At 73.7% G+C, this 26048-nt stretch carries 22 protein-coding genes and 1 pseudogene; 7 read left to right on the forward strand and 16 right to left on the reverse strand.

What is annotated here, in order from left to right; all coding sequences use genetic code 11:
* Positions 1-143: 143 nt before the first annotated feature.
* The 10 genes and pseudogenes from alaS to aspS all read right to left on the reverse strand — a co-directional run bounded on the left by alaS (position 144) and on the right by aspS (position 14942).
* Positions 144-2825 (reverse strand): alanine--tRNA ligase, encoded by a 2682-nt coding sequence (alaS, locus tag ACSMXO_RS29950; RefSeq protein WP_455414751.1) that lies wholly within the window; start codon positions 2823-2825, stop codon positions 144-146.
* Positions 2822-3127 carry a hypothetical protein gene (locus ACSMXO_RS29955; RefSeq protein WP_130460315.1) on the reverse strand — a complete coding sequence of 102 codons (306 nt, stop codon included), beginning with the start codon at positions 3125-3127 and terminating at the stop codon, positions 2822-2824. The genes alaS and ACSMXO_RS29955 overlap by 4 nt, the downstream gene beginning before the upstream one ends.
* 4 nt (positions 3128-3131) lie before the next feature.
* On the reverse strand, positions 3132-3623 hold the full coding sequence (locus ACSMXO_RS29960; RefSeq protein WP_346259701.1) for a DUF948 domain-containing protein: 492 nt from the start codon (positions 3621-3623) through the stop codon (positions 3132-3134).
* A gap of 141 nt (positions 3624-3764) precedes the next feature.
* Complete coding sequence (locus ACSMXO_RS29965; protein ID WP_455419337.1) at positions 3765-4520, reverse strand: hypothetical protein; 756 nt, start codon at positions 4518-4520, stop codon at positions 3765-3767.
* Positions 4521-6976: 2456 nt separating this feature from the next.
* On the reverse strand, positions 6977-8773 hold the full coding sequence (locus tag ACSMXO_RS29970) for a replication-associated recombination protein A (protein WP_455414752.1): 1797 nt from the start codon (positions 8771-8773) through the stop codon (positions 6977-6979).
* A 76-nt stretch (positions 8774-8849) separates the two neighbouring features.
* Entirely contained in the window at positions 8850-9140 is a 291-nt protein-coding gene (locus ACSMXO_RS29975) for a hypothetical protein (protein ID WP_346259703.1), read from the reverse strand.
* Positions 9137-10490: pseudogene (locus ACSMXO_RS29980) on the reverse strand (MFS transporter); the annotation flags it as partial. The pseudogene ACSMXO_RS29980 and the gene ACSMXO_RS29975, both read right to left, overlap by 4 nt.
* Complete coding sequence (locus ACSMXO_RS29985) at positions 10487-11149, reverse strand: ArsR/SmtB family transcription factor (RefSeq protein WP_455414753.1); 663 nt, start codon at positions 11147-11149, stop codon at positions 10487-10489. The pseudogene ACSMXO_RS29980 and the gene ACSMXO_RS29985, both read right to left, overlap by 4 nt.
* A gap of 260 nt (positions 11150-11409) precedes the next feature.
* The gene (locus tag ACSMXO_RS29990; protein ID WP_455414754.1) at positions 11410-12990 is read right to left on the reverse strand and encodes a hypothetical protein; all 1581 of its coding nucleotides are present in this window, start codon (positions 12988-12990) and stop codon (positions 11410-11412) included.
* Positions 12991-13115: 125 nt separating this feature from the next.
* Positions 13116-14942 (reverse strand): aspartate--tRNA ligase, encoded by a 1827-nt coding sequence (gene aspS, locus ACSMXO_RS29995; protein WP_455414755.1) that lies wholly within the window; start codon positions 14940-14942, stop codon positions 13116-13118.
* A gap of 220 nt (positions 14943-15162) precedes the next feature.
* On the opposite strand from aspS, the gene ACSMXO_RS30000 reads away from it, so the two are divergent.
* Positions 15163-15816, forward strand: a complete 654-nt coding sequence (locus ACSMXO_RS30000) for an alpha-ketoglutarate-dependent dioxygenase AlkB (protein ID WP_455414756.1) — start codon at positions 15163-15165, stop codon at positions 15814-15816.
* A gap of 54 nt (positions 15817-15870) precedes the next feature.
* On the opposite strand, the gene ACSMXO_RS30005 is transcribed toward ACSMXO_RS30000, so the two are convergent.
* From ACSMXO_RS30005 to ACSMXO_RS30030, 6 genes are all read right to left on the reverse strand, one after another.
* On the reverse strand, positions 15871-16278 hold the full coding sequence (locus ACSMXO_RS30005) for a hypothetical protein (RefSeq protein ID WP_455414757.1): 408 nt from the start codon (positions 16276-16278) through the stop codon (positions 15871-15873).
* The gene (locus ACSMXO_RS30010) at positions 16256-16777 is read right to left on the reverse strand and encodes a hypothetical protein (protein WP_455414758.1); all 522 of its coding nucleotides are present in this window, start codon (positions 16775-16777) and stop codon (positions 16256-16258) included. Before ACSMXO_RS30010 ends, ACSMXO_RS30005 begins: the two co-directional genes overlap by 23 nt.
* Positions 16770-17522: a hypothetical protein gene (locus ACSMXO_RS30015; RefSeq protein ID WP_455414759.1), complete on the reverse strand. Its 753-nt coding sequence runs from the start codon at positions 17520-17522 to the stop codon at positions 16770-16772. The genes ACSMXO_RS30010 and ACSMXO_RS30015 overlap by 8 nt, the downstream gene beginning before the upstream one ends.
* Positions 17523-17812: 290 nt before the next feature.
* A complete protein-coding gene (locus ACSMXO_RS30020; protein WP_455414760.1) occupies positions 17813-18313 on the reverse strand; it encodes a GbsR/MarR family transcriptional regulator in 501 nt (166 codons plus the stop codon).
* 153 nt (positions 18314-18466) lie between these two features.
* Positions 18467-20095 (reverse strand): ABC transporter permease, encoded by a 1629-nt coding sequence (locus ACSMXO_RS30025; RefSeq protein ID WP_455414761.1) that lies wholly within the window; start codon positions 20093-20095, stop codon positions 18467-18469.
* Positions 20095-21006: an ABC transporter ATP-binding protein gene (locus ACSMXO_RS30030; protein ID WP_455414762.1), complete on the reverse strand. Its 912-nt coding sequence runs from the start codon at positions 21004-21006 to the stop codon at positions 20095-20097. Before ACSMXO_RS30030 ends, ACSMXO_RS30025 begins: the two co-directional genes overlap by 1 nt.
* Positions 21007-21242: 236 nt before the next feature.
* Between ACSMXO_RS30030 and ACSMXO_RS30035 the strand changes: the two genes are divergently transcribed.
* The 6 genes from ACSMXO_RS30035 (at position 21243) to ACSMXO_RS30060 (ending at position 25965) form a co-directional block, all read left to right on the forward strand.
* Positions 21243-21545, forward strand: coding sequence for an urease subunit gamma (locus tag ACSMXO_RS30035; RefSeq protein ID WP_278062759.1), 303 nt, complete (start codon positions 21243-21245; stop codon positions 21543-21545).
* Positions 21542-21922, forward strand: coding sequence for an urease subunit beta (locus tag ACSMXO_RS30040; protein ID WP_455414763.1), 381 nt, complete (start codon positions 21542-21544; stop codon positions 21920-21922). Before ACSMXO_RS30035 ends, ACSMXO_RS30040 begins: the two co-directional genes overlap by 4 nt.
* Positions 21919-23628 (forward strand): urease subunit alpha, encoded by a 1710-nt coding sequence (locus tag ACSMXO_RS30045; RefSeq protein WP_455414764.1) that lies wholly within the window; start codon positions 21919-21921, stop codon positions 23626-23628. Before ACSMXO_RS30040 ends, ACSMXO_RS30045 begins: the two co-directional genes overlap by 4 nt.
* Before the next feature lie 12 nt (positions 23629-23640).
* A complete protein-coding gene (locus ACSMXO_RS30050) occupies positions 23641-24303 on the forward strand; it encodes an urease accessory protein UreF (RefSeq protein ID WP_455414765.1) in 663 nt (220 codons plus the stop codon).
* A 118-nt stretch (positions 24304-24421) separates the two neighbouring features.
* Complete coding sequence (gene ureG, locus ACSMXO_RS30055; RefSeq protein ID WP_455419338.1) at positions 24422-25078, forward strand: urease accessory protein UreG; 657 nt, start codon at positions 24422-24424, stop codon at positions 25076-25078.
* Positions 25078-25965 (forward strand): urease accessory protein UreD, encoded by an 888-nt coding sequence (locus ACSMXO_RS30060; protein ID WP_455414766.1) that lies wholly within the window; start codon positions 25078-25080, stop codon positions 25963-25965. The genes ureG and ACSMXO_RS30060 overlap by 1 nt, the downstream gene beginning before the upstream one ends.
* The last annotated feature ends 83 nt before the right edge of the window (positions 25966-26048 follow it).

The following is a 26048-nucleotide window of genomic DNA, read 5'->3' on the forward strand; positions in this document are numbered from 1 at the left end:
GTCGATTCATCGTGTTACGCACCGGAAAACTGGATCATCCGTATCCTGTCGGCCGGCTCCGGGCAGATCCGCCCGAACCGGCGGGCCGTCGTGGCTGAAGATCCAATCACAACGGCCCGCCGGGGAGCAACCAGTGCCGGAGTTCACGCCTCGGTGAGCGCCTTCTCGACCGCGGCCAGCAGGCTCGGCGCCTCGCCGGCCGGCAGGCCGCCGCCCTGGGCCAGATCGGCGTTGCCGCCGCCCCGACCGGAGAGCGCACCCTTGACCAGGGCCGCCGCCGAAACACCCCGGTCCTTGGCCGCGCCGTTCACCGCGACCACCAGCGACGCCTTGCCGTTCGCCCGGGCCGCCACCGCGACCACCGCCGGGCGGGCCGGGTCGATCTTGCCCCGGATCTCCTGGGCGAGGGTACGCACGTCGTTGCCGGCCGCGCCCTCCGGCGCCTCGGTGCCGACGAAGGCGACCCCGCGGACGTCCCGGGCCGCCGCGGCGAGCGCCGCCGCACCGCCGAGCACGAGCTGGGCGCGGAGCTTCTCCAGCTCCCGCTCGGCGTCCCGCAGTTGGGCGACCGTCTGCTCGACCCGGTCCGCCACCTGGTCACCGGGCACCCGGTAGAGCTCGGCCAGCCGGGAGACCAGCAGGTGTTCCTTGGCCAGGAACCGGAACGCGTCCAGCCCGACCAGCGCCTCGACCCGGCGTACCCCGGAGCCGATCGAGGACTCGGAGAGGATCTTCACCAGGCCGAGCTGGGCCGAGCGGGCCACGTGGGTACCGCCGCACAGCTCCCGGGCGTAGTCGCCAACCTCGACGACCCGCACCTCGTCGCCGTACTTCTCGCCGAACAGCGCCATCGCGCCCAGCCGGCGGGCCTCCTCCTGCGAGGTGATGAAGGCGTGCACCTCCAGGTCGGCCAGCAGCACCTCGTTGACCTGCTGCTCGACGTCGAGCAACACGCTCGGCGCCACCCCGGTCGGGGTGTTGAAGTCGAACCGCAGCCGGCCCGGTGCGTTCAGCGAACCGGCCTGGGTGGCCGACTCGCCGAGGAAGTTGCGCATCGTCTGGTGCACCAGGTGGGTGGCGGTGTGCGACCGGGAGATCGCTCGCCGGCGTACCACGTCGATCTCGGCGAGGCCAGCCTCGCCGGTGCGTACCTCGCCGCGGACCACCCGGGCCCGGTGCACGATCAGCCCCGGGATCGGCTGCTGCACGTCGAGCACCTCGACCTGACCGGCGCCGACGGTGATCAGGCCGACGTCCGGCTGCTGGCCGCCGCCCTCGGCGTAGAACGGGGTCGCGTCCAGCACCAGTTCGATCGTGTCGCCCTCGCCGGCCACCTCGACCGGCGTGCCGCCGGTGCCGAGCAGCGCCCGCACCGACGACTCCCGGGACACCTCGGTGTAGCCGGTGAACTGCACCGGCCCGCCGGAGTCGAGCACCGAGCGGTACGCCGACAGGTCCACGTGCCCGGTCTTGCGGGCCTGCGCGTCGGCCTTGGCCCGGGCCCGCTGGTCGGCCATCAGCCGGCGGAACCCGTCCTGGTCCACCGACAGGCCCTGCTCGGCGGCGATCTCCAGGGTCAGGTCGATCGGGAAGCCGTAGGTGTCGTGCAACTGGAACGCCTTGTCGCCCGACAGCTTCGCGCCACCCGCCGAGCGGGTCTCCGCGATCGCGGTGTCCAGGATCGTCGTACCGGCCCGCAGGGTGGAGAGGAACGCGTCCTCCTCGGCGTAGGCGTACGACGAGATCCGGTCGAACTCCGTCGCCACCTCCGGGTAGGACGGGGACATGCAGTCCCGGGCCACCGGCAGCAGTTCGGGCAGCGCCCGCTCCTGCCAGCCGAGCAGCCGCATCGCCCGGATCGCCCGCCGCATGATCCGGCGCAGCACGTAGCCACGCCCCTCGTTGGCCGGGGTCACCCCGTCACCGATCAGCATCAGCGCGGTCCGCACGTGGTCGGCGACCACCCGCAGCCGTACGTCGTCCGGGTGCGACTCGCTCGCCGCGTGCCCGGAGTGCGCCCCGTACCGCCGGCCGGTCAGCTCGGCCGCCCGGTCCAGGATCGGCCGCACCTCGTCGATCTCGTAGAGGTTGTCGACACCCTGCAGGATCGCGGCCATCCGCTCCAGGCCCATGCCGGTGTCGATGTTCTTCGCCGGCAGGTCACCCAGGATCGGGAAGTTCTCCTTGTCGGTGCCGGGCCCCCGCTCGAACTGCATGAAGACCAGGTTCCAGAACTCGAGGTAGCGGTCCTCGTCGACCGCCGGCCCGCCCTCGCGGCCGTAGGCCGGGCCCCGGTCGTAGTAGATCTCCGAACACGGCCCGCACGGCCCCGGGATCCCCATCGACCAGAAGTTGTCCGCCTTGCCCCGCCGGACGATCCGCTCCGCCGGCACGCCGGTCTTGCGCCAGATCGCCTCGGCCTCGTCGTCGTCCAGATAGACCGTCGGCCAGATCCGCTCCGGGTCCAGCCCGAAACCGCCCTCGGCGACCGGCTTGGTGACCAGCTCCCAGGCGAGCGCTATCGCACCCTCCTTGAAGTAGTCGCCGAACGAGAAGTTCCCGTTCATCTGGAAGAACGTGCCGTGCCGGGAGGTCTTGCCCACCTCGTCGATGTCCGGGGTACGGATGCACTTCTGCACCGACACCGCCCGCCGGAACGGCGGCGTCTGCTGACCGAGGAAGTACGGCACGAACTGGACCATGCCGGCGTTGACGAAGAGCAGGTTCGGGTCGTCGATCGCCGGCAGCGGAGCGGACGGCACCACCGTGTGCCCGTTGGCCTCGAAGTGCGCCAGGTAGCGCCGCTTGACTTCCGCCGTTTTCATCTGGTGCCTTCCTCCGGAAACAACTCACGGTCGCCGATCCTGGGGTCCTCGCGCAGTTCCTCGAACTGGTCGTCGAACGCGACGCCCTCGGCGAACGCCTGGTGGATCTGCTGCTCACGCTCGGCCATGCCGTCCCGGACGTCGTCCGCGAAGTCCCGTAGGGACTGCACCAGACCACCGGCGGACTCCGCCAGCGAATTCGCGATGCCACCCGGCGTGTACGCCTGGGCGGTGCGGGTCAGCTTGCGGACGACCAGCGCGCCGACGGCCAGCCCGATGCCCAACCAGAGCAGTCGTTTCATGGCCTCATCCTTCCTCCGCACCGGCCCGGCGCCCGCGCCGGGACGCCGCCCGGCGCTGCTGCTTGATGGTGGTACGGACCTCGCGCTCCTGTTCGGCGTGCCGTCGGGCGGCGGCGGCCCTGCGTACGCCATACCCGAATGCGGCCACCTTGACCAGCGGGTTCGCCGCGGCGGCCGAGACCACGGTGCTCAGGTTGGCGATGTTGGCGGTGACGTTCTGGGCGTGACCGGTCATCGTGTCGATCTTGGCGAGCTGGATGTTCACCCCGTCCAGCGAGGTGTGCACCTGGCCCAGCGCGGTGTTCACGTTCTCCACCGTGACGTTCATGTTGGCGAGCAGCGGCGCCGTACGGTCGTTGATGTCGTTGATCGCCTGGGTCGCCGCGTCCACCGTGTTGCCCAGCCGCCAGATCGGCCTGGCCAGCACCAACACCAGCATCAGGAACGCCCCGGCCGCGACGAGCGCGGCGATCTGGCCGATCTCTCCAGCGTCCACCCGTGTCCTCCTCTATGCACCGTCTCGGAAATCGCGCGCGAGGCGTCTCACCCGGACGTCCGGCGCCGTGTCACGGCGGTTACCCGGAATGCCCTTCGGAGTACCAACCCCGAACCCTACCGTCGGTGACGACCACCGGCCTCACGACGGGGTCGGGGTGGGCGTCAGCCCGCCGAGCGGATCGTCGGTGAAGAGTGGATCCGGGTCCACTCCGGTGAGCGACGGATCGGTGGTGGGCTGCGGACCGATCCGCTCGTCCGCGATCGCGTTACGGACCTTGATCGAGACGAGCGCACCCTCGCAGTTCACCCCCTCCGGCCCGGTCGCGGCGGGCGACGGGGCCGCACCGGGGGCGGTGAGCGCCGGGTCGGGGCAGGCCGGCTGCCGTACCCACATGTCGAGGGTCAACTCGTCCCGCCGCCAGCAGGTGTAGTGCCCGTTGACCGGCTGTTCCGGGCAGAGCGCCACCTTCCACGGTCGCCACCCCTCGCGGGTCAGCGCGGCCTCGTAGACCTGCGCCGTCTCCTCCCACTTCCGGTCCGACTCGACGGTCCGCTCGCGGAAGCGGCACTCGATGAAACACCACCGGCTGCCGCTCACCCCGTCGACCGTGTCCGTGGCGGCCCAGGCCGGCACCGCCAGCGCGTCGAGGGAGTTGAACACCGGATCCCGGGTCGCGGCCCGGACACCGAAGTACGTCGGCAGCGCACCGAGCACCAGCAGGCTGGCCAGCAGCAGGGCGATCGTCTTCAACCGCCGCTGTTCGCGGAGCTGGCGCCGTAGCTCCGCCCGGGCACCCCGGGCCGGTTCCGCCGGCGGTTGCACCGGATCGGACCGGTCCGGTCCGCCGTCGGGGTCGAGGCCGGCGGTGGCCGGCGGCATGCCGGCGGAACGCATCGCCGCGTCCGGCCGAGGCGGGCCGTCGGGGCGGGCACCGCCGTCCGGACGTACCGGCGGGCGGGTGGGTGCGTCGGGCCGGACCGGCGGGTCGGGCCGGACCGCCTCGTCCCGGGACGGACCGTCCAGTCGGGCCGGAGCCGGACGGGGTGGGGCCGCCCGGCCGGCCTCGGCTGGCGTGGGGCGGGCGGGCGTACCTGCGCCCGGATCCCGGGTCGGCCCGGCCGGCGGCGCGGAACCGGGTCCGGGGTGGACCGGCACGGCCGGCCCCCGGGCCGACGCCCGAGCGGGGCCGCCGGGCGACCCGGCAGGACCGGGGCGACCCGGTACGCCGCCGTCGAAGGCGGTACCGCCCGGTCGACCGGCCGTGCCGCCGTCGACGGGCGCACCGGCACGGCCGGCGGTCGGGCGGCCGGCAGGACCGTCGCCGCGAACCGGCCCCGGTGCCGGCGGGCCGCTCCGGTCGGCCGGCTCGACGGCGTACCTGCCGCCCGGCGCAGCGCGCCGCTCCGCCGGTTCGACGGGAGGCCGGCCGAGCCCGGCGGCTCGGGGCGCCCCTGGCTCGCCAGCCGGTTCGACCAGGCGGGGGACGCCGCCGCGCGTCGACGCGGTGCGGGGACCACCCGGCACCGGCGCAGCACCGGCTCCGGACGGGCTTCCGGTGGGGGGAAGATCACCGCGTGGCCCGGCGCCGGCCGGTGGTGCGACCGCGCCGTGCCGCCCCGGTACGACCGGTGGCGGCCCACCGTGCCGCCCGCCGCCGCCCGTACCTTCGGTGCCGAACGGCGGACCGGAGGGGCCCGCGCCGGAGCGGCCCCGGGCGACCCGGCCGCCGTCCCGGAGGTCCTCGGTCGACGGTGCCCCGTGCCGGGCCGGTCCCGGCTGCCCGCCGTCGATGCTGTCCGGCCCGGACGGTGGCCGGTTGGCCGCCCTGCCCGGCCCGCCCGCCGAACCGCCTACCGGTCCCAGCCCGGTGACCGGACCTGGTCCGCCGGCCGACCGGCCGCCCCGCTCTGCCGAACCAGCCGGAATCGGCGGAGAACCGGGCGCACCGGCATCGGACGCCGGAGCCGGCGGCCCGTATCCGGCGGCCGGGGTGACCGGGCGGACCCCGGACCGGCCGGCCTTGCGGATCCAGTCCGCCGGCCGCTCCGGATGGCCCGGCGGGCGGGTCTCCCGCTCCCCGGCGGCGTGTTCGCCACCCGGGGCGGCCTGTGCCGCCACGCCGGGCGGTCCACTGACCGCCGCATGTGCACCGGCGCCGGTGGAGTGCGCTCCACCGGCCGGGTACGTCCCGCCGGCTGCGGGATGCGCACCGGGGTCTGCGGAGTGCGCCCCACCGGAGGCGTGCGTACCGGTCCCCGGGGAGTAGCCGCCCGGGCCGGAAGGCGTACCGGTGCCGGCGGCGTGGGCGCCGGAGGGCGGCGGGGCGGCACCGGGGCGGCGCGCGCCCAGGACCGGACCGCCGCGTCCCGGCCCGCCCGGGTCACGCTCGGGTGCACCCGGACGGCCCGGTGCGGCCGCAGCGGGCGGAACCGATGGCGCGTTGCCGGAGGCCGGTACGACGAACTCCCCGCCGGTGGGCGCGGCCCGTGCCCCGAACCGTCCGCCGGGACCGGCCGGGCTGCCCGGACCGGCGAAATCACCGGGCGCGAGTCCGGCCGACCGGCCGTGCCGGCCGTCGCCGGGTTCGGTGGGCGGCGCCCCCCGGCGTGCCGGGGACGGCTCCTCGCCCCGGGCACCCGCTGCCCGCCGCCCCGCACCCGGTTCGACCGGGGCGGCGCCGTGCCGCGGCTGGTGCCCGGCGGACGGTACCGGCTCACCCGGCCACGGTGTGGCGCCGGGCCGCACCGCAGGCTCGCCCCGGTCACCGGCCGGGCGACGCTCCGGTGGCCCGGACCAGGCCGTCGGGTGGACCGGCTCGGCCGCGCGACCCGGCCGACCGAGCGGCGGCGCCGGCACGACCGGCGGCACCACGGACGGCGGCGTCGGCGGTACGCCCGGGGGCCTCGGCTCGGCGCGCGGCGGCTGGGGCCCGGCGCCCCGGGCGGGCTGGGCCGGGTCCGGCGGCTCCGCTGCCCGCCGGGGCGGTACCGGTGCTCCCGGCTCCGGCTCGTCGCCCCGACGGCGACCAGGGCCGGCGATCGGATCCGCCGACGGCGCGCCGGGGGGCGGCACCGATCCGGTGTCGTCCGGTCCCGCCTCCGGCAACCGCTCGTAGGCGGCGGGGACCCGGGCCGGCGGGTCAGCCGGGCTGGTGCCGTCGGCCGGACCGATGTCGACCTTCTGCTCCTTGGCGGTACGCAGGTCGGTGATCCAGCCCAGCTCCTCGCCGCTGACCTCGGGCTCCGCGGGCGGAGCCTCCTCCGACCTGCCCCGGCCCCAGCGGCGTCCCTTGCCCCGTGGTTCCCGCCGCTCGTCGTGGCCGTCCTCGCCCCGGTCCGAACCGCGCGATCTCACTGGTGTTCCTCCCCCTCGGATGTCCCGCCGCCATCTGCTGTCACCGTGCCGTGCCCGGCGTCCTCCGGCACCGCGCCGCGCCCGGGATCTTCTGTCGCCCTGCCCGGCACCGCATCGTCCGGCGCCGCGCCGCTCACGGCATCCTCTGGCACCTTGCCCGGCACCGCATCTTCCGGCGCCGCGCCAGCCGCCTGACGACCTCGACGGGCGCGGCTGCCGCCCACGGCACCCTCGGGCACCTTGCCGTGCACGGTCTGCTCCGGCACGCTGCCGGACGACGCCGCTGCCGTCGGCCCCCTGCCGGGTCCGCCCCCACCCCCGGCCCGCTCCCCGGCGCCTGTGGGCACTTCTCCGTCGGCGCCGGGCGGGTGTGCGGCCTCGCGGGCCGGCAGGCGTACGCCGTCGGTGGGCGGCGGTGCGGGCTGTCCCCGGACGATCCGGCGCAGCAGTGGCAGCCGGGTGCCGACGGCACGCTCCGCACCGTGTCCGCTCGGCCGGTAGTAGTCCACTCCGACGAGGTCGTCCGGGGCATACTGCTGGGTGACCACCCCCCGGTGGTCGTCGTGCGGATAGCGGTAACCGGTGCCGTGCCCCAGCCCGCGCGCTCCGGGATAGTGGGCGTCGCGCAGCGCCCGGGGCACCGAACCGCCCCGACCGGCCCGTACGTCGCCGATCGCCGCGCCGATCGCCGTGGTCGCCGAGTTGGACTTCGGTGCGGTGGCCATGTGGATCACGGCATGGGCGAGGTTGAGCTGCGCCTCGGGCAGGCCGACGTACTCCACGGCGTGCGCCGCGGCGGTGGCCACGCTCAGCGCGGTGGGGTCGGCCATCCCGACGTCCTCACTTGCGAAGATCACGATCCGCCGGGCGATGAACCGGGCGTCCTCGCCGGCCACCAGCATCCGGGCCAGCCAGTGCAGCGCGGCGTCCACATCGGAGCCCCGCATGCTCTTGATGAACGCGCTCACCACGTCGTAGTGGGCATCGCCGTCCCGGTCGTAGCGCACCGCCGCCACGTCGACAGCCTGCTCGGCGGTGGCCAGGTTGATGACGGTCTCGCCCAGCGCCGTGGCCGAGCCGGCCGCCGCCTCCAGCGCGGTGAGCGCCTTGCGCACGTCTCCGCCGGCGAGCCGGACCAGGTGCTCCTCGGCATCGGGGGCGAGGGTGAGCGCGCCGGCCAGTCCGCGCTCGTCGGCGACGGCGCGGCGGAGCAGACCCCGTACCGCGTCGTCGTCCAGCGGTTGCAGGGTGAGCAGTACGCACCGGGACAGCAGCGGCGAGATGACCGAGAAGTACGGGTTCTCCGTGGTCGCCGCCAGCAGGGTGACCGTACGGTCCTCGACCGCGGCCAGCAGGGAGTCCTGCTGCGTCTTGCTGAACCGGTGCACCTCGTCGATGAACAGCACCGTCGGGCGCCCGCCGGCCCGCCGCTCGCGACGGGCGGTGTCGATCACCGCACGGACGTCCTTGACCCCGGCGGAGAGCGCCGACATCGCCACGAAGCGCCGCTCGGTGGCGTGGGCCACCAGGTGGGCGATGGTGGTCTTGCCGCTGCCCGGCGGCCCCCAGAGGATCACCGACATCGGTGACGTACCCGTCACGAGCTGTCGCAGCGGCGCGCCGGGCGCGAGCAGATGGTCCTGTCCGACCAGCTCGTCCAGGCTGGCCGGACGCATCCGGACCGGCAGCGGCGAATCGACGGAGGGTACGGTGAAGCCGTCGACGGCGGTCCCGGCCGGCGCGGAGCGCCCACCGGCGGGATCGACGAGAGAGAATAGGCCGTCGGACTCCATCAGGAAGACATTACCGGCCCGGTTTCCGGTGCCGGAAATGCACCGATAACCGGGCCGGTCGTGATTCCGACGGACATCAGCCCCGACCTGGCCGGCGGCCCCGGTACCACCGGCCACCACCGCCGGCGGTGCCCGGGCCCCGGCCCACCCCGGCGAGGTAGAGGGCGAGGCAGAGCAGTCCGATCAGCACCAGGGTGGGGAAGTTGAACAGGTCGGGCGCGCCCAGGTTCTCGTCGAACAGATCCAGCAGCAGCGCAAGGGCGAAAACTCCGGCGGCGATGTAGGCGAGCATGCGTTCCTCCCGGCGGGGGTCCCAGTAGGTCGGCCAGGATGTACCCGACGGCGCCGCCGGCCAATCCACCGGCACCGGACGGCTCCACGCGTGGCTCGGCTGCACCGGCCCGCCCGTCCGGACCTCGGTGGCGGTCGGTCAGGCGACCGGCTCCGGCTCGGCCGGCTCTGGTCGGGCCGGAGGGGCCGCACGGCGGGTCGCCCACCAGGCGGGCAGGTAGAGCGGTGCAGCGGCGGCCAGTACGACCCCGCCGACCACCATCGCCGTGCGCACCGAGGTCGCCGCGGCCAGGGAGGTGAGCACGACGCCGCCGAGCGCGCCGGCCGGCTGGGCCACCATCGAGTTCAGCGAGATGACGCTGTTCCGGTACGGGCCGTCGACCTGCCGGTGCAGCAGTCCGGAGTGCAGCGGGTTGGACGCGCCGTGCACGGCGTAACAGAGCAGGTAGGCCGCGATGATCCCGACCGGCCCGGCGAGTAGTCCCATCGCGACAACCGTGGCCCCCTGGAGGATCCGGAGCAGCCCGGCGCTGAGCGGCACGCCCAGCCACCGGCTCGCGTACGCGATCACCGCCGCGCCGCCCGCCGAGGCGAGCCAGGCCACCGAGGCGGTCGGTCCGAGCAGCGCCGCCGCCCGGTCCGGGTCGCCCAGCACCTCGGCGAGCCGGACCGGCAGCAGCGCCTCGAAGGTGACCATCCCGAAGCCCCAGAACAACTCCACCGCGATCAGCGCGAGCACGATCCGGGAGCGGCGGACCAGTCCGAGTGCGCCGCCGATCACGCCCGGTACTGCCCGGAGCGAGGTGCGCAGCGCGGCGACACCGGCGGCCGGGCGCACCTCCACCAGCAGCAGGAGCAGGGCGACCAGGCCGACGACCTCCAGGGCGATCGACGCCAGCACCGGCAGGCTGAGCGCGCTGACTCCGCCGAACGGACCGAGCGCGACGAGGCCACCGCTGAGCAGCGCACCGGCGCCGATGCAGACACCGAGGACGACTCCGCCGGCACTGAGTCCCCGCTCGATCGGCGCCTCCGGATCGGCGGCCAGGGCGGCGTCGACGTACCAGGACTCGAGCGGGCCGCTGTCCAGGGCCCGGAAGATCCCCAGGAGTACGAAGGCGAGGAGGAACAGCACGAAGGAGTCGGCCACCAGCAGGAGCAGCAGCAGCGATCCGAGGTTGACCAGCCCGGCCGCGACCAGCAGGGGTTTGCGGCCCAGTGCGTCGGCGAGCCCGGCGGTCGGCAGCTCCAGCGCGAGCACCACCAGTCCCTGCGCCGCGGCGACGACCCCGACCTGCGGGAGGCTGAGCCCGCGTTCCAGCATCAGCAGTATGAGCACGGGAATCTGCAGCCCGACGGGCAGCCAGCGCAGCCCGTGCAGGATCAGGTAACGCCGCCGGACCTGCCGGCCGGTCAGTGCGGTCACGACCGCTCCCCCTTCTCGGCGACGCCCCCGGCCAGGGGAATCGGCCCTCGTACCGGAAAGCTGTGCAGGTAGAGCAGAACCTGCTCGGTGCCGTCACCGGGCTCGGGCAGGTTCGCGCCGTCGACCGTCGGCACGGCGTGCCGGTAGCGGTCGACCACCGCGAGCAGTTCCTCGTTGAGCTGCCGCAACTGCGGCGGGGTCAGCCGGAGCAGCACGTCGGAGAAGCTCGCCGCGTCACGCCACTCGGCCGGGTAGTCGCGCTGCTCGGTGATCCACCGCTCGGTCAGGTCGGCGTGCAGCCGTACCGCGTTCCGGTGCAGCCAGTCCGCGGCGGCCAGCGCGTCCGGGTCGCCGGCGAAGTCGTCCCGGCGCCAACTGCTGAACTGGTGCGCCGCCCGCCACCAGCGCTGCCGTCCGGACCCCCGGTCCGGCTCCTCCACCACCAGCCCGGCATCGGCGAGCTGCCGCAGGTGATAGCTGGTGGCGCCGGTGTTGGTGCCGAGTGCCTCGGCCAGCCGGGTCGCGGTGGCCGGGCCGTCCGAGCGGAGTGCGATCAGCAGCCGGGCGCGCAGCGGATGGGCCAGCACCCGGATCTGGGTGCTGTCCAGGGTCACCACCGAGGGCGACTGCTCGGCAGGACGGGACGACTCAGGTTCCATGGATGCACAATAACTGTGCACAGATTCTATGCACAATAGTTGTGCATAGAATCTGTGCATGAGATCGGCACTCCGGCCGGAGCCGGCGGGCAGCGCAGAGATCAGGTGGGCGGGGAACAGCCGCGGAAGTTCAGCGGTCCGGCGTGGTGGGCGGAGCCGGAGGCCATACAGGCGTACCGGCCGGATCCGTGGACCCGGCCGGTACGCCGTCAGTAGGCACCGTCCCCGCCTCCCATCGGGAGGGCATCATCGCCCGCCGGTCAGCCGCCCGGGAACGAGTTCGGGTCGACCTCACTGGTCCGCGCGTTGCCACCCGCGACCGGAGTCAGCGTGATCGTCCAGATCGTGTACTGGCTGGAGGTGGTGGTGAACTTGAAGGTGTCCTCGAAGCGCTGGAAGTTGCAGTTCCGGCTGAACGCCTTGGCCCGGCCGTCCCAGTCCTTGCCACCGGTCATGTAGATCCGGTAGGTGCCGTCCTTGATCGAGGAGACGGTGTGCTTGCCCTTGGCCCGGACGTAGACGCTGACCGTCGGGGTCTTGGCGCTGCCCAGCACCAGGTTGATGACCGCATCGCTGCTGCCGCCATTTTCGATCTTGAGCTGTCCCTGGCCGCTGCGCACCCGCTTGAGGTACGCGCCGTTGCCCAGCCGCCGGTTGCTGTCCGCCGTCTTCTTCGGTACGAACGTGCCGACCTGGTACGGCTGCGCCGGGTCCGCCGCCGCCAGCGCCTGCTGCGCGGTGCGTACGTCTTCGGCGGCCGGGTCCCGGCTGAGCCGGGCCAGCGCCGACGAGCCGAGGCAGACCTCACCGGCCCCGGCGGCGGAGCCGGTCTCGGTGATCGAGTCGACCATGCCCTCCAGCCCGCGCAGCAGGTCGGCGTGCGCCGTCGCGGCGTTCTGCGGGGGCACCACGCCGGACAGTGCGGTGATCTGCTGGTCGAGCGCCCGGCCGATGGTGCCGGCGGCGGTACCCACCGCCTTGGGGTTCTTAGCCGCGCCGAGCTGGGTGAAGCCCGGCGCCACCGCCTTGTCGACCTCGGCGAGCAGCACCTGGTATTCCTGGGCGCTGATCGGCGCGGCGCTCGGCGAGGGCTCCCCGCCCTGGCCGGAGGCCGTCCGGCCCGAGGTCGACCCCTCGGAGTCCCGGTTACCGGCCCAGATCAGCAGCGGCACGGCCAGCGCGACCAGCAGGACCACGGCGACGGCACCGCCGACGATGGCGATGATCTTGCCGCGCCCGGACTTGGCGGGCGGTGGCGGCGGAAACGCACCGAACTGCGGCGGCCCACCGAACGGCGGCCCAGGCGGGCCGGCTCCGAACGGCGCGGTCGGCGGACCTGACACCGGCGGCGGCGCACCGAACGGCGTGGTCGGCGGGCCCGAAACCGGCGGGGTGCCGTAGGGAGCGGTCGGCGGAGCCGAGACCGGCGGGCCGGCGCCGAACGGCGTGGTGGGCGGGGCGGAGACCGGCGGCGGTGCGCCGAACGGGGTGGTCGGCGGGGCGGAGACCGGCGGCGGTGCGCCGAACGGGGTGGTCGGCGGGGCCGACGTCACCGGCGGGACCGGACCGGGCGTACCGAAGGGGGCGGCTCCGAAGCTGGCGGGGACCGCACCGCCTCCGCCCGGCACGATCCGGATCTGGACGTACGCGTCCCGGGGCGGGCCGCCGGGCACGGTCGCCGGTCCGATGCCGGGCAGCCGCAGCACGGTGCCGTCACCGAGCCCGGCCGGGATCCGCAACGGGATGCTCTGGCCCGACCAGGGCAGGACGACGGTCTTGAGGACCTCGGATCCCGCCTCGCTCGGGTCCAAGTCGATGATCAAATCAGGGTTGGGCGCCATGGACCGAGTATGAGCATCCGAAGCAAATCAATTGCCGCCCACCCCCGGCCGTCCCGGGCCCGTCGCCCGGGCCGCTGCCTCCCGAGACGCCGCAGGACGTCCCGAGAGGCTTCGGCCCGGCTGTCTCAGGAGGGCTCGACCGGGGCGGCGACCCCGGCGGTGCCGCCGTGCGACGGTGCCGCCGGCTTCGGCTTGGCGTCGATGCCCGCCTCGGCCCGCTGCTGCGCGGTGATCGGGGTCGGCGCGCTGGTCAGCGGATCGAACCCGCCCCGGGTCTTCGGGAAGGCGATCACCTCGCGGATCGAGTCGGCCCCGGCCAGCAGCATGCAGACCCGGTCCCAGCCGAACGCGATGCCGCCGTGCGGCGGCGGGCCGTACTTGAACGCCTCCAGCAGGAAGCCGAACTTGTCGGCCGCGTCCTCCGGGCTGATCCCGAGCAGGTCGAAGACCCGACGCTGCACGTCGGCCCGGTGGATACGGATCGAGCCGCCGCCGATCTCGTTGCCGTTGCAGACGATGTCGTACGCGTACGCCAGCGCCCGGTCCGGCGCCTCCTCGAACCGGTCCACCCAGTCGGCGTTCGGCGAGGTGAACGGGTGGTGCACGGCGGTCCAGCCGCCCGCCCTGCCGTTCTCGGCGTCGGAGGCCGGCTCGAACATCGGCGCGTCGACCACCCAGCAGAACGCCCAGGCGCTCTCGTCGACCAGACCGGCCCGCTTGGCGATCTCGATCCGGGCCGCGCCGAGCAACTCCTGCGCCTCGCGCCGCTGCGCGCTCGCGGCGAAGAAGACCGCGTCGCCCGGCTTCGCCCCGACCGCGTCGGCCAGCCCGGCCAGGTGTTCGGCCGACAGGTTCTTGGCCACCGGCCCCCGGGCCTCGCCCGACTCGGCGTCGAGCACCACGTACGCCAGGCCACGGGCGCCGCGTGCCTTCGCCCAGTCCTGCCAGCCGTCGAGTTCCTTGCGGCTCTGCCCGGCGCCGCCCGGCATCACCACGGCGCCGACGTAGCCACCGGCGTCGATCGCCCCGGCGAAGACCCGGAACTCGGTGCCGCGCAGGTAGTCGGTCAGCTCGGTCAGCTCGACCCCGTAGCGCAGGTCGGGCTTGTCGGAGCCGTACCGGTCCATGGCGTCGTGCCAGGTGATCCGGGGAATCGGCCGGCTGATCTCGTGCCCGGCCAGCTCCCGCCAGAGCGTGGCGACGATCTCCTCACCGAGGTCGATCACGTCGTCCTCGGTGACGAACGACATCTCGATGTCGAGCTGGGTGAACTCCGGCTGCCGGTCGGCCCGGAAGTCCTCGTCCCGGTAGCAGCGGGCGATCTGGTAATAGCGCTCCATCCCGCCGACCATCAGCAACTGCTTGAAGAGCTGCGGGGACTGCGGCAGGGCGTACCAGGTGCCGGGCTGGAGGCGTACCGGCACCAGGAAGTCGCGGGCGCCCTCCGGCGTCGACCGGGTCAGGGTCGGCGTCTCGATCTCCAGGAAATCGCGGGAGTGCAGCACACCCCGGGCGAGCTGGTTGGCCGCCGAGCGCAGCCGCATCGCCCGGGCCGGGCCGCTGCGCCGCAGGTCGAGGTAGCGGTATTTGAGGCGTACGTCGTCGCCCGCCTCCACCTGGTCGTCCACCGGCAGCGGCAGCGGCGCCGCCTCGGAGAGGATCTCCAGCCGGTCGACCGTCACCTCGATCTCGCCGGTGGCCAGTTCGGGGTTGTCGTTGCCCTCGGGGCGGCGGGTCACCTCGCCGGTGACCCGGACGCAGTACTCGTTACGCAGCGCGTGCGCCGAATCCATCCCCTCACGGAAGACCACCTGCACGACGCCGGAGGCGTCCCGCAGGTCGACGAAGATGACTCCGCCGTGGTCCCGCCGGCGGGCGACCCAGCCGGCGAGGGTCACCGTGCGGCCGGCGTCGCTCGCGCGCAGGGTGCCGGCATCATGGGTACGGATCACGACAGGTGTCTCCTCACGTCTGTCCGGGCGGTCCGGGCTGCTGCCCTGACATTCTGTCAGGACGGTCCGGACCGCCCGGCGCCCCACCCGCCCGGTCCCCGCACACCGGCCGGGCACGCCCGCCGGCCGTCCGGCGCGTTCCGCGGGTTCCCGTGGCGGCCGGTCCCACCCACACGACGCCCGGTTCGTACGTGCGTTCGAGCGGGGTTAGCATGACCGCATGACGTCCGGTGCCTACCAGCCCTCGATGCTGGATCTCGCCACCGGCGACGGGATCGCCGGGGACGGCGCCGCGCTCGGCCCGCTGGCAGGAGCACTCCGTCGGCACGAGCTGACCTCCGGCGCCTGGGTCGACCATCTGCCCGGTTGGGTCCGGGGCTCCGATGCCGTGCTGCGCACCCTGCTCGACGACGTCGACTGGCAGGCCGAGCGCCGCCGGATGTACGACGGGGTGGTCGACGTCCCCCGGCTGCTCCGCTGGTACGCCGGCGGCGAACCGCTCCCGCACCCGGTGCTCGGCACCGCCCGGTCACGGCTCAGCCGGCACTACGCCGCCGAGCTGGGCGAGCCGTTCGTCACCGCCGGGATGTGTCTCTACCGCGACGGGCGGGACAGCGTCGCCTGGCACGGTGACACCCACGGCCGCTCGGCCCGCGAGGACACCATGGTCGCGATCCTCTCCTTCGGCTCGCCCCGGCCGTTGCTGCTGCGCCCGCGCGGCGGCGGCGCGAGCCTCCGCTTCCCGCTCGGGCACGGCGACCTGATCGTGATGGGCGGCTCCTGCCAACGCACCTGGGAGCACGCCGTGCCGAAGACGTCCCGGCCGGTCGGTCCCCGGGTCAGCGTGCAGTTCCGGCCGGTCGGCGTGGCCTGAGGAGGGCCCGGCGGAGCCCCACCACCGGGGACCCCGCCGGACAGCTCGACGCCGTCAACCCTGGTAGATGTCGTCGTGCCAGGGCCTGGTGTCCGAGACGAGGGTACGGATCTGCCCGATGGTGGCGTCCGGGGCGAGGATCGCCGCGCGCCATCGCCGGATCATCGTGGTCGCCTCCCGGACCACGGTCCGCAGTTCGGAAACCTCCCGGGTCGCCTTCTCCACCTGCTGCCGGGCGACGATCGTCTCCGCCTCCAGCTCCGCGACCCGGAGCTTGAGCGGTTGGACCAGGGTGAGTGCGGTGTCGGTAAGTACGTCGGCGGCGTCCGCCCGGAACCTGCGCCGTTGCAGCAGGACGGCGGCAGCCGAGGCGACCCCGCCACCCCCACCGAGGATGCCGATGGCGGAGAGCAGGATCTGGACCCAGGGCGGGCCCGACTCAGCTGGCACTGGAGCGGTCATGCCGCCCTCCTTCCACGGGTGTCGGTACCTCGACCGGGGCGTGCTGCTGGTGTGCCTGGGCCATCCGGTAGAGGTCCCGGATGATCTGCGCGCACCGCCACCACGAGGCGATGGCCACCGCGGCGATGAACAGACCGGCGGTGAGCCCCGCGCGGCCGGAGATGGCGAAGATAGCTATGGCGTACATCCCGGTGACGGCGCCGAACGACAGCAGCGCCCCGAGTTCCACGCCCATACCGATGGCGAGTTGCCCCCGCCAGGCGACCCCACACAGGCCCGCGACGCCGGCGACGATGAGGCCGACCGCCCAGACCTGTTCCAGCAGGGTGGGCATGGCGACCGAGACCGATCGGGGACGGCTGTCCAGCGCGACCAGGAGTACTCCGCAGACGACGGCGGTGGCCAGCGAGGTCACCTCGAACGGGTGCCGGCCGGAGACCACCCTGGCGTGCCGGATCCGCCAGCGCTGCCCGGGACGCGGGACCGTCCGCTCAGGCATGCCGGACCGGCCGGCCATTGTCGAACCAGACGTTGGACGCTTCCCAGCTCACTCCCTTATGGGCAACGCTGGTGACGATCCCGGTCCGGTAGTTCCGGCCGAACACGTTGCCCCGGAACACCACCGACGAGGCGGCCAGGTCCGGACGGATCCCGATGGTGTAGGTGCCGCCGTCGCAGTAGTTCCCCTCGAAGCGGAGGTTGTGCACGGCGAACCCGAGGGAGAGGCAGGAGTTCATCGTCTCCGCCGTACTCGGCCGCCAGGCGTCCAGCCGGTTGTGCCGGATGAGCACGTCGCCCGCGCCGATGGCCCGGATGCAGTCGTTGTGCGAACCGGGCTCCCCGGCCAGGTCGTGGATCCACGAGTCGACGACCTTGACCCGGGAACCGATCCAGAGTCCGTCCTGGACGGAATGGAGGTTGACCCGGCGCAGCGTGTAGTCGTCGAAGCAGACGCCGACCGGTGGGACTCCCCTGCCGTCGATCTCCACGTCCTCGACGACCAGGTTGACCGCCGAGTCGAAGGTCCGGATCGGAAAGGTGGTGCCGTCGGAGGTGATCCTCGACCGGCGGAGCGTGACGTTCCTGGCGTGCACGCTCACCCGTCCGGTGATGTTCAGGTCGCTGATCACCTGACCATCGCGACGCAACTCCAGGGAACCGGACGGGGTGAGGGCGGTGTCGGCCGGTACGCCGGTGGTGGCCGGCCCTGGCCAACGGGTCAGTGGTACGAGCGGTGCAGGCATGGTCTCTCCCGAACAGACCTCATGGGGTGCGGGTCACCGCGGCAGGTGCACGCCCTGAACGCGCTCCGCCCGCCCCGACGGGTCTCTACAGGTCACTGCCTGACCGCCGGCCGGGTCGCCAGGTCGATGATCGACGGACTCGGTCACCCCGGATATCACTCATGTTACAGATGTACCGGTCATGAGACATTTGCTCAGGCAGACAAATCACGGACAGCTCGGGGCATCCGCGCAGCGTGCGCCCATCGACGACCACTGGGGAGGGTTCCGGCCGAGCGGGCTCGGCGGGGTCAGCCGGCCCGCTCCCCGTGCTCGCGCCGCCGGGTCTCGTTCCACCGCTCGACGAGCGCGGCCATCTCGTCCTGGACGAAGAACAGGAAGTCGCGCATGTCGGCCAGCCGGGTACCGGACGGCGACACGTCGCCGCCGACCGCCAGTACACCCTGGTGCATCAGGTCGCCGAGTTTCTGGTAGACCCCGCTCTGCACGGCCGCCGTGTACCAGATGTCGTCCGGGGCGTGGTAGCGGTCCCGCCGGGAGTTCGGCACCGGCTCCCGCACCACCAGGTTGACGTGCAGCAGATAGCGCAGCGCGCCGGAGATCGCGGCGGCGCTGACGCCGAGCCGCTCGGCGATCTCCCCGGCGGTCAGCCCGGGCTCGTCGGTCACCATCAGGGCACCCAGCACCCGGGCCGCCATCCGGGGTACGCCCAGATCGCTGAAGGACAACGCGAACTGCTCGACGAAACGGCGTACGGCCTCCTCGTCCCGCGGAACGTCGGTTCGCGTCATTTTCGTCCTTCGCTCGTTTCTGAAGATCGTGTAATTGTGCCTCAACACCGCGTGAGCGGACCAACGCCTCCAGCCGCGCCCGTCGAGGCGCGGCTGGCGGGGCGGTACGGGCGGCCGGGGGCAGGTACCGGTCGAATGCCGGGACGGTACGGGTCAGAGTGCCAGGTCGCGGCGCCGGAACAGGGCCAGGCCGGCGGCGCCCAGCGCCACTGCCACCACTGCCAGCAGCACCAGCGGGGTCGCCGAGACCTCTGCGGACGGCAGTGCCGGTACGTGACTGAACGGTGAGACGTCCCGCACCGCCTGGGGCAGGTTGAGCAGCTCGCCGAACTGACCGAAGATCAGGCTGACGGCGAAGCCGAGCCAGCCCAGCCCGACGGCCAGCCGGGGCAGCAGGCCGAAGACCAGCACGACGTACCCGATCATGATCAGCGCCGGCGCGGTCTGCACCAGCGCGGCGGCGCCGAGGTCGGGCAGCCGGTCGGAGAGGTCGCCGGCACTCAGCCCGGCGACCAGGCCGGCCGAGACGCCCGCGAGCAGCAGCAGGAAGACCGCGCCCAGGGCCGCGACGAGCAGGTGGCTGCCCAGCCAGCGCAGCCGGCCGGTGGCGGTGGCGAGCAGCGGCTCCGCCCGCCCGCCGGCCTCCTCGGCCCGGACCCGCAGCATCGCCTGCACCACGTAGCCGGCCACCATCGCCCCGACCATGGCCAGCATCGCGGTGAAGAACGAGTCGGCCAGGGCCCCCTCGCCGCCGAGTTCCCGGATCGTCCGTGCCGCACCCTCGTTGCCGGCGAACGCGTCCGCCACCGTGCCGGCCAGGGAGCCGATGACCACCCCGAACAGGCCGATCGCGACGGCCCAGCCGAGCAGCGTGCCGCGCTGGAGCCGCCAGGCCAGGCCGAGCGGGCTGAGCAGCGCGGTGGCGGCCCGGGCCGGTCCGGGCCGGGCGGAGATCATGCCCATCCCGACGTCCCGGCGGTCGGCCAGCGCGAAGGCCGCTGCGAGCAGGGCGGCGAAGACCGCCACCGGGAGCACGAGCACCCACCAGCGGTCGTCGGCGAACGGCCGGACCAGGGTGGCCCAGCCGATCGGGGAGAGCCAGGACGGCCAGGCACTGGTCATGGTGTAGCCGTCCGGCCGCACCTCGCCGAACGCGTCGCCGAGTCCGCGTACCAGATAGGCGGCGCCGATCGCGGCGGCGGCGATCCCGTTCGCCGCCCGGGCGCCCTGGCTGAGCTGGGCGGCGACCGCCGCGATCGCACCGAAGGTCAGGCCAGCGGCGCCGACCCCGAGGCCGAACGCGATCGACCCGCCGGCCGGCAGGCCGTTGCCGATCAGCGTCAGCGCGAGCAGCGCGGCCAGCAGCAGGTTCGCCCCGGCGGTGACGATCATCGCCGCGGTCAGGCTGGCGTGCCGGCCGACCACCATCGAGCCGATCATCTCGGTACGCCCGGTCTCCTCGTTCTGCCGGGTGTGCCGGACTACGGCGAGGATGCTCATGAACCCGGCCAGCACGGCGAGGAAGGCGAGGATCTGGAAGGCCAGCATGTCGCCGTCGGTGATCCCGCTCGGCGCGTTGCGCAGCATCAGGATCGCCGGGCTCTCCGCAGCGGTACGCAACGCGGTGAGCCGGTCGGCCTCGGTCGGGAACTGCTCCTGCTCGGCGGCGTACGTGAAGGCGAGCAGCGCCGTCGTACCGACGATCCACAGTGGCAGTTGGATCCGGTCCCGGCGCAGCGCGAGCCGGGTGAGCCGGGCGGTGCCGGTGAAGGTGCCGGCCATCAGACACCGGCCAGTTCGTCGTGGGCTTCCCGGCTGCCGTAGTGCCGCATGAACAGCTCCTCCAGGGAGGGCGGCGAACTCGTCAGCGCGCGCAACTCGAAGCGGTGCAGGTGTTGCAGCACCGGATCCAGCTCGGCCGAGTCGACGTCGAACCGGGCGTGCGTGCCGTCCACCAGGGCGTCATGCACCCCGGCCAGCTCGACCAGCCCGGTGATCGGTCGGGCCGTCTCCACCGAGATGGCGGTACGGGTCAGGTGCCGCAGCTCGGCCAGGGTGCCGGACTCCACGGTCCGACCCTGCCGGATGATGCTCACCCGGTCGCAGAGCGCCTCCACCTCGGAGAAGATGTGGCTGGAGAGCAGCACCGTCCGGCCCTGCCGCTTCACCTCGCGTACGCACTCCTGGAAGACCGCCTCCATCAGCGGGTCGAGCCCGGAGGTCGGCTCGTCGAGGATGTAGAGCTCGACGTCGGAGGCGAACGCGGCGACCACGGCGACCTTCTGCCGGTTGCCCTTCGAGTACGTCCGGGCCTTCTTGGTCGGGTCGAGTTCGAAGCGCTCCAGCAACTCGTCGCGGCGCCGCCGGTCCAGCCCGCCGCGCAACGCCCCGAACAGGTCGATCGCCTCGCCGCCGGTCAGGTTCGGCCAGAGGTTCACGTCACCGGGCACGTACGCCAGCCGCCGGTGCAGCGCCACCGCGTCCCGCCACGGGTGCCCGCCGAGCAGGCTCACCTGGCCGGCGTCGGCCCGGAGCAGTCCCAGCAGCACCCGGATGGTGGTCGACTTCCCGGCACCGTTCGGACCGAGAAAGCCGTGCACCTCGCCGACGTCGACGGAAAGGTCCAGCCCGTCCAGTGCGCGGCTCCGGCCGAAGGACTTGACCACGCCGGAGACCGAGATAGCAGTAGTCATGGCGCCGACGCTACGCCCATTTCACAAGTTTGTGAAAACTCAGAAGCGTCAGGATTTCGTCAAGATGCCGGCCCTGGTCCGCCCCTCCGCCAGGCTCCGTCCGGCCCGTCCGCCGGGGCTCCGTCCGGCTGACCGATTGGCCCCGGCAAGTCGCCACCGGCGCGCGGTGGTCGTAACCTCATCGAAATCTCTGACTGACACGATCCGCTGAGTCCTCGCCCGCTGCGGAGGTGTAGATGTTCCTCACCCGTCACGAGCAAGAACGGCTGATGGTCCATGTCGCGGCCGATCTGGCGTGGCGCCGACGTGAGCGCGGGCTGCGGCTCAATCACCCGGAGGCGGTCGCCGTGATCACGGCGTTCCTGCTGGAGAGCGCCCGGGACGGGCGTACCGTCGCCGAGCTGATGGAAGCCGGGCGGACCGTGCTCGGTCGCGACGACGTACTCGACGGTGTTCCGGAGATGATCGCGGAGGTGCAGGTGGAGGCGACGTTCCCGGACGGTACGAAGCTGGTGACCGTACACGAGCCGATTCCGTGACGGGGGCGGGCGTGATCCCCGGCGAACTGCTGCCCGGTACGGGCGACGTGACGATCAACCCCGGCCGACCCGTCCGCACCCTGACCGTCGTGAACACCGGGGACCGGCCGGTCCAGGTCGGCTCGCACTACCACTTCGCCGAGGCGAACCCGGCGCTGGAGTTCGACCGGGCGGCGGCCTGGGGGCACCGGCTCGGCGTACCGGCCGGCACGTCCGTCCGGTTCGAGCCGGGCATCGGCCGGGACGTCGACCTGGTGCCGCTCGGCGGCGCCCGGATCGTCCCCGGACTGCGCGGCGAGTGCGCCGGCCCACTCGACCGGACCGAGCCGCCCGACCCCGGTGCTGCCGCCGCGGACCCCACCGGGGAGGTGTCGTGAGCACCCTGGACCGGCGCCGGTACGCCGCCCTGTACGGCCCCACCGTCGGCGACCGGATACGGCTCGCCGACACCAACCTGCTGATCGAGGTCGAACAGGACCACTGCGGGTACGGCGACGAGGCGGTCTTCGGCGGCGGCAAGGTGATCCGCGAGTCGATGGGCCAGTCCCTGGTCACCCGCGCCGACGGCGCCCCGGACACGGTGATCACCGGCGCGCTGGTGCTGGACCACTGGGGCGTGGTCAAGGCCGACGTCGGCATCCGGGACGGCCGGATCGTCGCGCTCGGCAAGGCCGGCAACCCGGACACCATGGACGGGGTCCACCCCGAGCTGGTGATCGGACCGGGCACGGAGATCATCTCCGGCAACGGCAGGATCCTCACCGCCGGTGCGATCGACAGCCACGTACACCTGATCTGCCCGCAGATCCTGGAAACCGCGCTGGCCAGCGGGATCACCACGATCATCGGCGGCGGTACCGGCCCGGCCGAGGGGACCAAGGCGACCACGGTCACCCCGAACCCCTGGTATCTGGGGCGGATGCTGGAGGCGCTCGACCCCTGGCCGGTCAACGTCCTGCTGCTCGGCAAGGGCAACACGGTCAGCGAGGAGTCGCTCTGGGAGCAGTTGCGCGGCGGGGCGGGCGGCTTCAAGCTGCACGAGGACTGGGGCACCACACCGGCCGCGATCGACACCTGCCTGCGGGTCGCCGACGCCTCCGGCGTGCAGGTCGCGATCCACACCGACACGCTGAACGAGGCCGGCTTCGTCGAGGACACCCTGCGGGCGATCGGCGGGCGATCGATCCACGCGTACCACACCGAGGGGGCGGGCGGCGGGCACGCGCCGGACATCATCACCGTCGCCGGAGCGCCGAACGTACTCCCGTCGTCGACCAACCCGACCCGGCCGTACACCCGGAACACCCTCGACGAGCACCTCGACATGCTGATGGTCTGCCACCATCTCAACCCGACCGTGCCGGAGGACCTGGCGTTCGCGGAGAGCCGGATCCGGCCGAGCACCATGGCCGCCGAGGACGTGCTGCACGACCTCGGCGCGATCTCGATGATCGGCTCGGACTCCCAGGCGATGGGACGGGTCGGCGAGGTGATCCTGCGTACCTGGCAGACCGCGCACGTGATGAAGGCCCGGCGCGGCGCGCTGCCCGGTGACGGCGCCGCCGACAACCTGCGGGCCCGCCGGTACGTCGCCAAGTACACGATCTGCCCCGCCGTCGCGCACGGCATCGACGGCGAGGTGGGGTCGGTCGAGCCGGGCAAGCTCGCCGACCTGGTGCTCTGGGACCCGGCCTTTTTCGGGGTACGCCCGCACCTGGTGCTCAAGGGCGGCATGATCGCGCTCGGCCAGATGGGCGACGCCAACGCCTCGATCCCGACCCCGCAGCCGATGCTGCCCCGGCCGATGTTCGGCGCGTACGGCGCGGCGCCCGCCGCGACCAGCCTCGCCTTCGTGGCCCCGGCCGCCATCGACGCTCTGCTCGGCGACCGGATCGGCATCCGCCGGGCGTTGGCACCGGTGGCCGACACCCGCTCCCGGGGCAAGGCCGACCTGCCGGGCAACGACGCCCTGCCGCGCATCGAGGTCGAGCCGGACACCTTCACGGTACGCATCGACGGCGCGGTCGTGGAGCCGGAGCCTGCGGTCGAGCTGCCGATGGCCCAGCGCTACTTCCTCTTCTGAAGGTTGACCGCCGTGACCGGACTCGCCACCCTGCTGGTGCTCGCCGACGGCCGGCTGCCCGCCGGCGGCCACGCCCACTCGGGCGGGCTGGAGGCGGCGGTGACCAGCGGCCGGCTCCGCGACCTGGCCGGGCTGACCGCCTTCCTGCACGGCCGGCTCGCCGGCACCGGCCGGGTCGGCGCGGCCTTCGCGGCGGCCGCCTGCGCCGCCGCGAAGGCTGACGACATCGCGAGGACCGACGCGCTCGACCAGGGGATGGACGCCCGCACCCCGTCTCCGGCGCTGCGTCGGGCCTCCCGGGCGCAGGGTCGGGCGCTGCTCCGGGCCGGCCGGGCGATGTGGCCGGTCGATCCGGTGATCCGGAATCCACACCATCCGGTGGCTCTCGGCGTGGTGGCTGCCGCCGCCGGACTCTCCCCGGCCGAGGCGGCGGTCACCGGGGCGTACGGGACGGTCAGCGGGCCGGCCAGCGCCGCCGTACGGCTACTCGGCCTGGACCCGTACGCCGTACACGCCCTGCTCGCCGAGTTGGCCGGCGTCTGCGACCGGCTGGCCGCGCTGGCCGTGGCCGGGGCGGACGATCCGGTCGACCGGCTGCCCGCCGACTCCACCCCGCTGCTGGAGATCGGCGCCGAGGTTCACGCGAGCTGGGAGGTGCGTCTCTTTGCATCCTGACCGACCCGACCACGGAACCGGCCCGCACAGACACCCGGACGGCGGGACACCGCACCAGCACCCCGACGGCGAGGTGCCGCACCGGCACCCGGACCCGGAGGTCGACCCCCATCCGCCGGTGGACCGGTCGGGCGGCTCCGTACCGGTCCGGGTCGGCATCGGCGGCCCGGTCGGCTCGGGCAAGACCGCACTGGTCGCCGCGCTGTGCCGGACCCTCGCCGACGAGCTGCGGCTGGCCGTGGTCACCAACGACATCTACACCACCGAGGACGCCGACTTCCTGCTCCGCAACGGCGTACTGCCGGCGGAGCGGATCCGGGCGGTGGAGACCGGTTGCTGTCCGCACACCGCGATCCGGGACGACATCTCGGCCAACCTGGACGCGGTGGAGGAACTGGAGGCCCTGCTGGGGCCGCTGGACCTGGTCCTGGTGGAGAGCGGTGGGGACAACCTCACCGCCACCTTCAGCCGGGGACTGGTGGACCGGCAGATCTTCGTGGTCGACGTGGCCGGCGGGGACAAGGTGCCACGCAAGGGTGGCCCCGGGGTGACCGGTGCGGACCTGCTGGTGGTGAACAAGACCGATCTCGCTCCGCTGGTCGGCGCGGACCTGTCGGTGATGGCCCGGGACGCGGCCGCCCGGCGCGGCGCGCTGCCCACGGTCTTCCTCTCCCTGGTGGAGGATCCGGCCGCGACGGCGGTCGCCGACTGGATCCGGACGCTGCTGCCGGCACCGGCGGTACCGGTGGACGACCACCCGGGGCACCGGGGCTGATGCGGGCACTGGCCCGGATCGTCGCCGAGGCCGACCCGCTGCGGGGGACCCGGCTGACCGTGCTGCGCGGCGAACCGCCGCTGCTGCCCCGGCGGACCGGACCGGTCGGCCCGGCGGGTCCCGGGCGCGAGGTCCAACTGCACCTCGTCGGCGGGGCGGCCGGCCCGCTCGGCGGCGACCGGCTGCGGATCGAGATCGAGGTCGGGCCGGGAGCGCGGCTCTGCGTACGGAGTGTGGCCGCGTCGCTGGCGCTGCCGGCGCGGGACGGTGCCGAGTCCCGGCTCGTCGTACAGGCCCGGGTGGCGGCCGGTGGACGGCTGCGCTGGCTGCCCGAGCCGCTGATCGGGGCGGCCGGCTGTGCACACCGGACCACCTGCGTCGTCGAGCTGGCCGAAGGGGCGGCGCTGTGCTGGCGCGAGGAACTGGTCTGCGGCCGGCACGCCGAGCCGGTCGGCGACGTACGGCTGGAGATGACGGCGCGGTACGGCGGTCGTACCCTGCTCCGCAACGATCTCGTTGTCGGACCCGGTGCCGCCGGCTGGTCCGGCCCGGCGGTGCTCGGCGGCGCCCGGGCGGTGGGCTCGGTGCTGATGGTCGACCCGGCCTGGACCGGATCTCCGCCACCCGGGCCGGCCGGCTACGACTCGGCGGTGCCACCCGGACCGAACGCGCCGGACCGGGCCGGGCCGTCGGGTGGGGCAGCGCCGGAGCCGGCGGCCGGTACGGCCGGTGCGGCCGGGCCGGTGCGGCCGGAGCCGGCGGTGGCGGCGGCGGTGCTGCCGCTGGCCGGTGGGCCGGCCGTGCTGGTCAGTGCGGTCGGCGCGGACGCACGGGCGGTCCGGACCCGGCTCGACCGGGCACTCGGCTGGCCAGCCGGCCGGCCCTAGCCGACCACCGAGTCAGTTCCGCCCGGGCTGACGCCCTGGCCGACCGGCCGATCCCGAAGGCAGCTCGGAGATCGGCCGCACCG

It is taken from the genome of Plantactinospora sp. DSM 117369 (assembly GCF_053764795.1).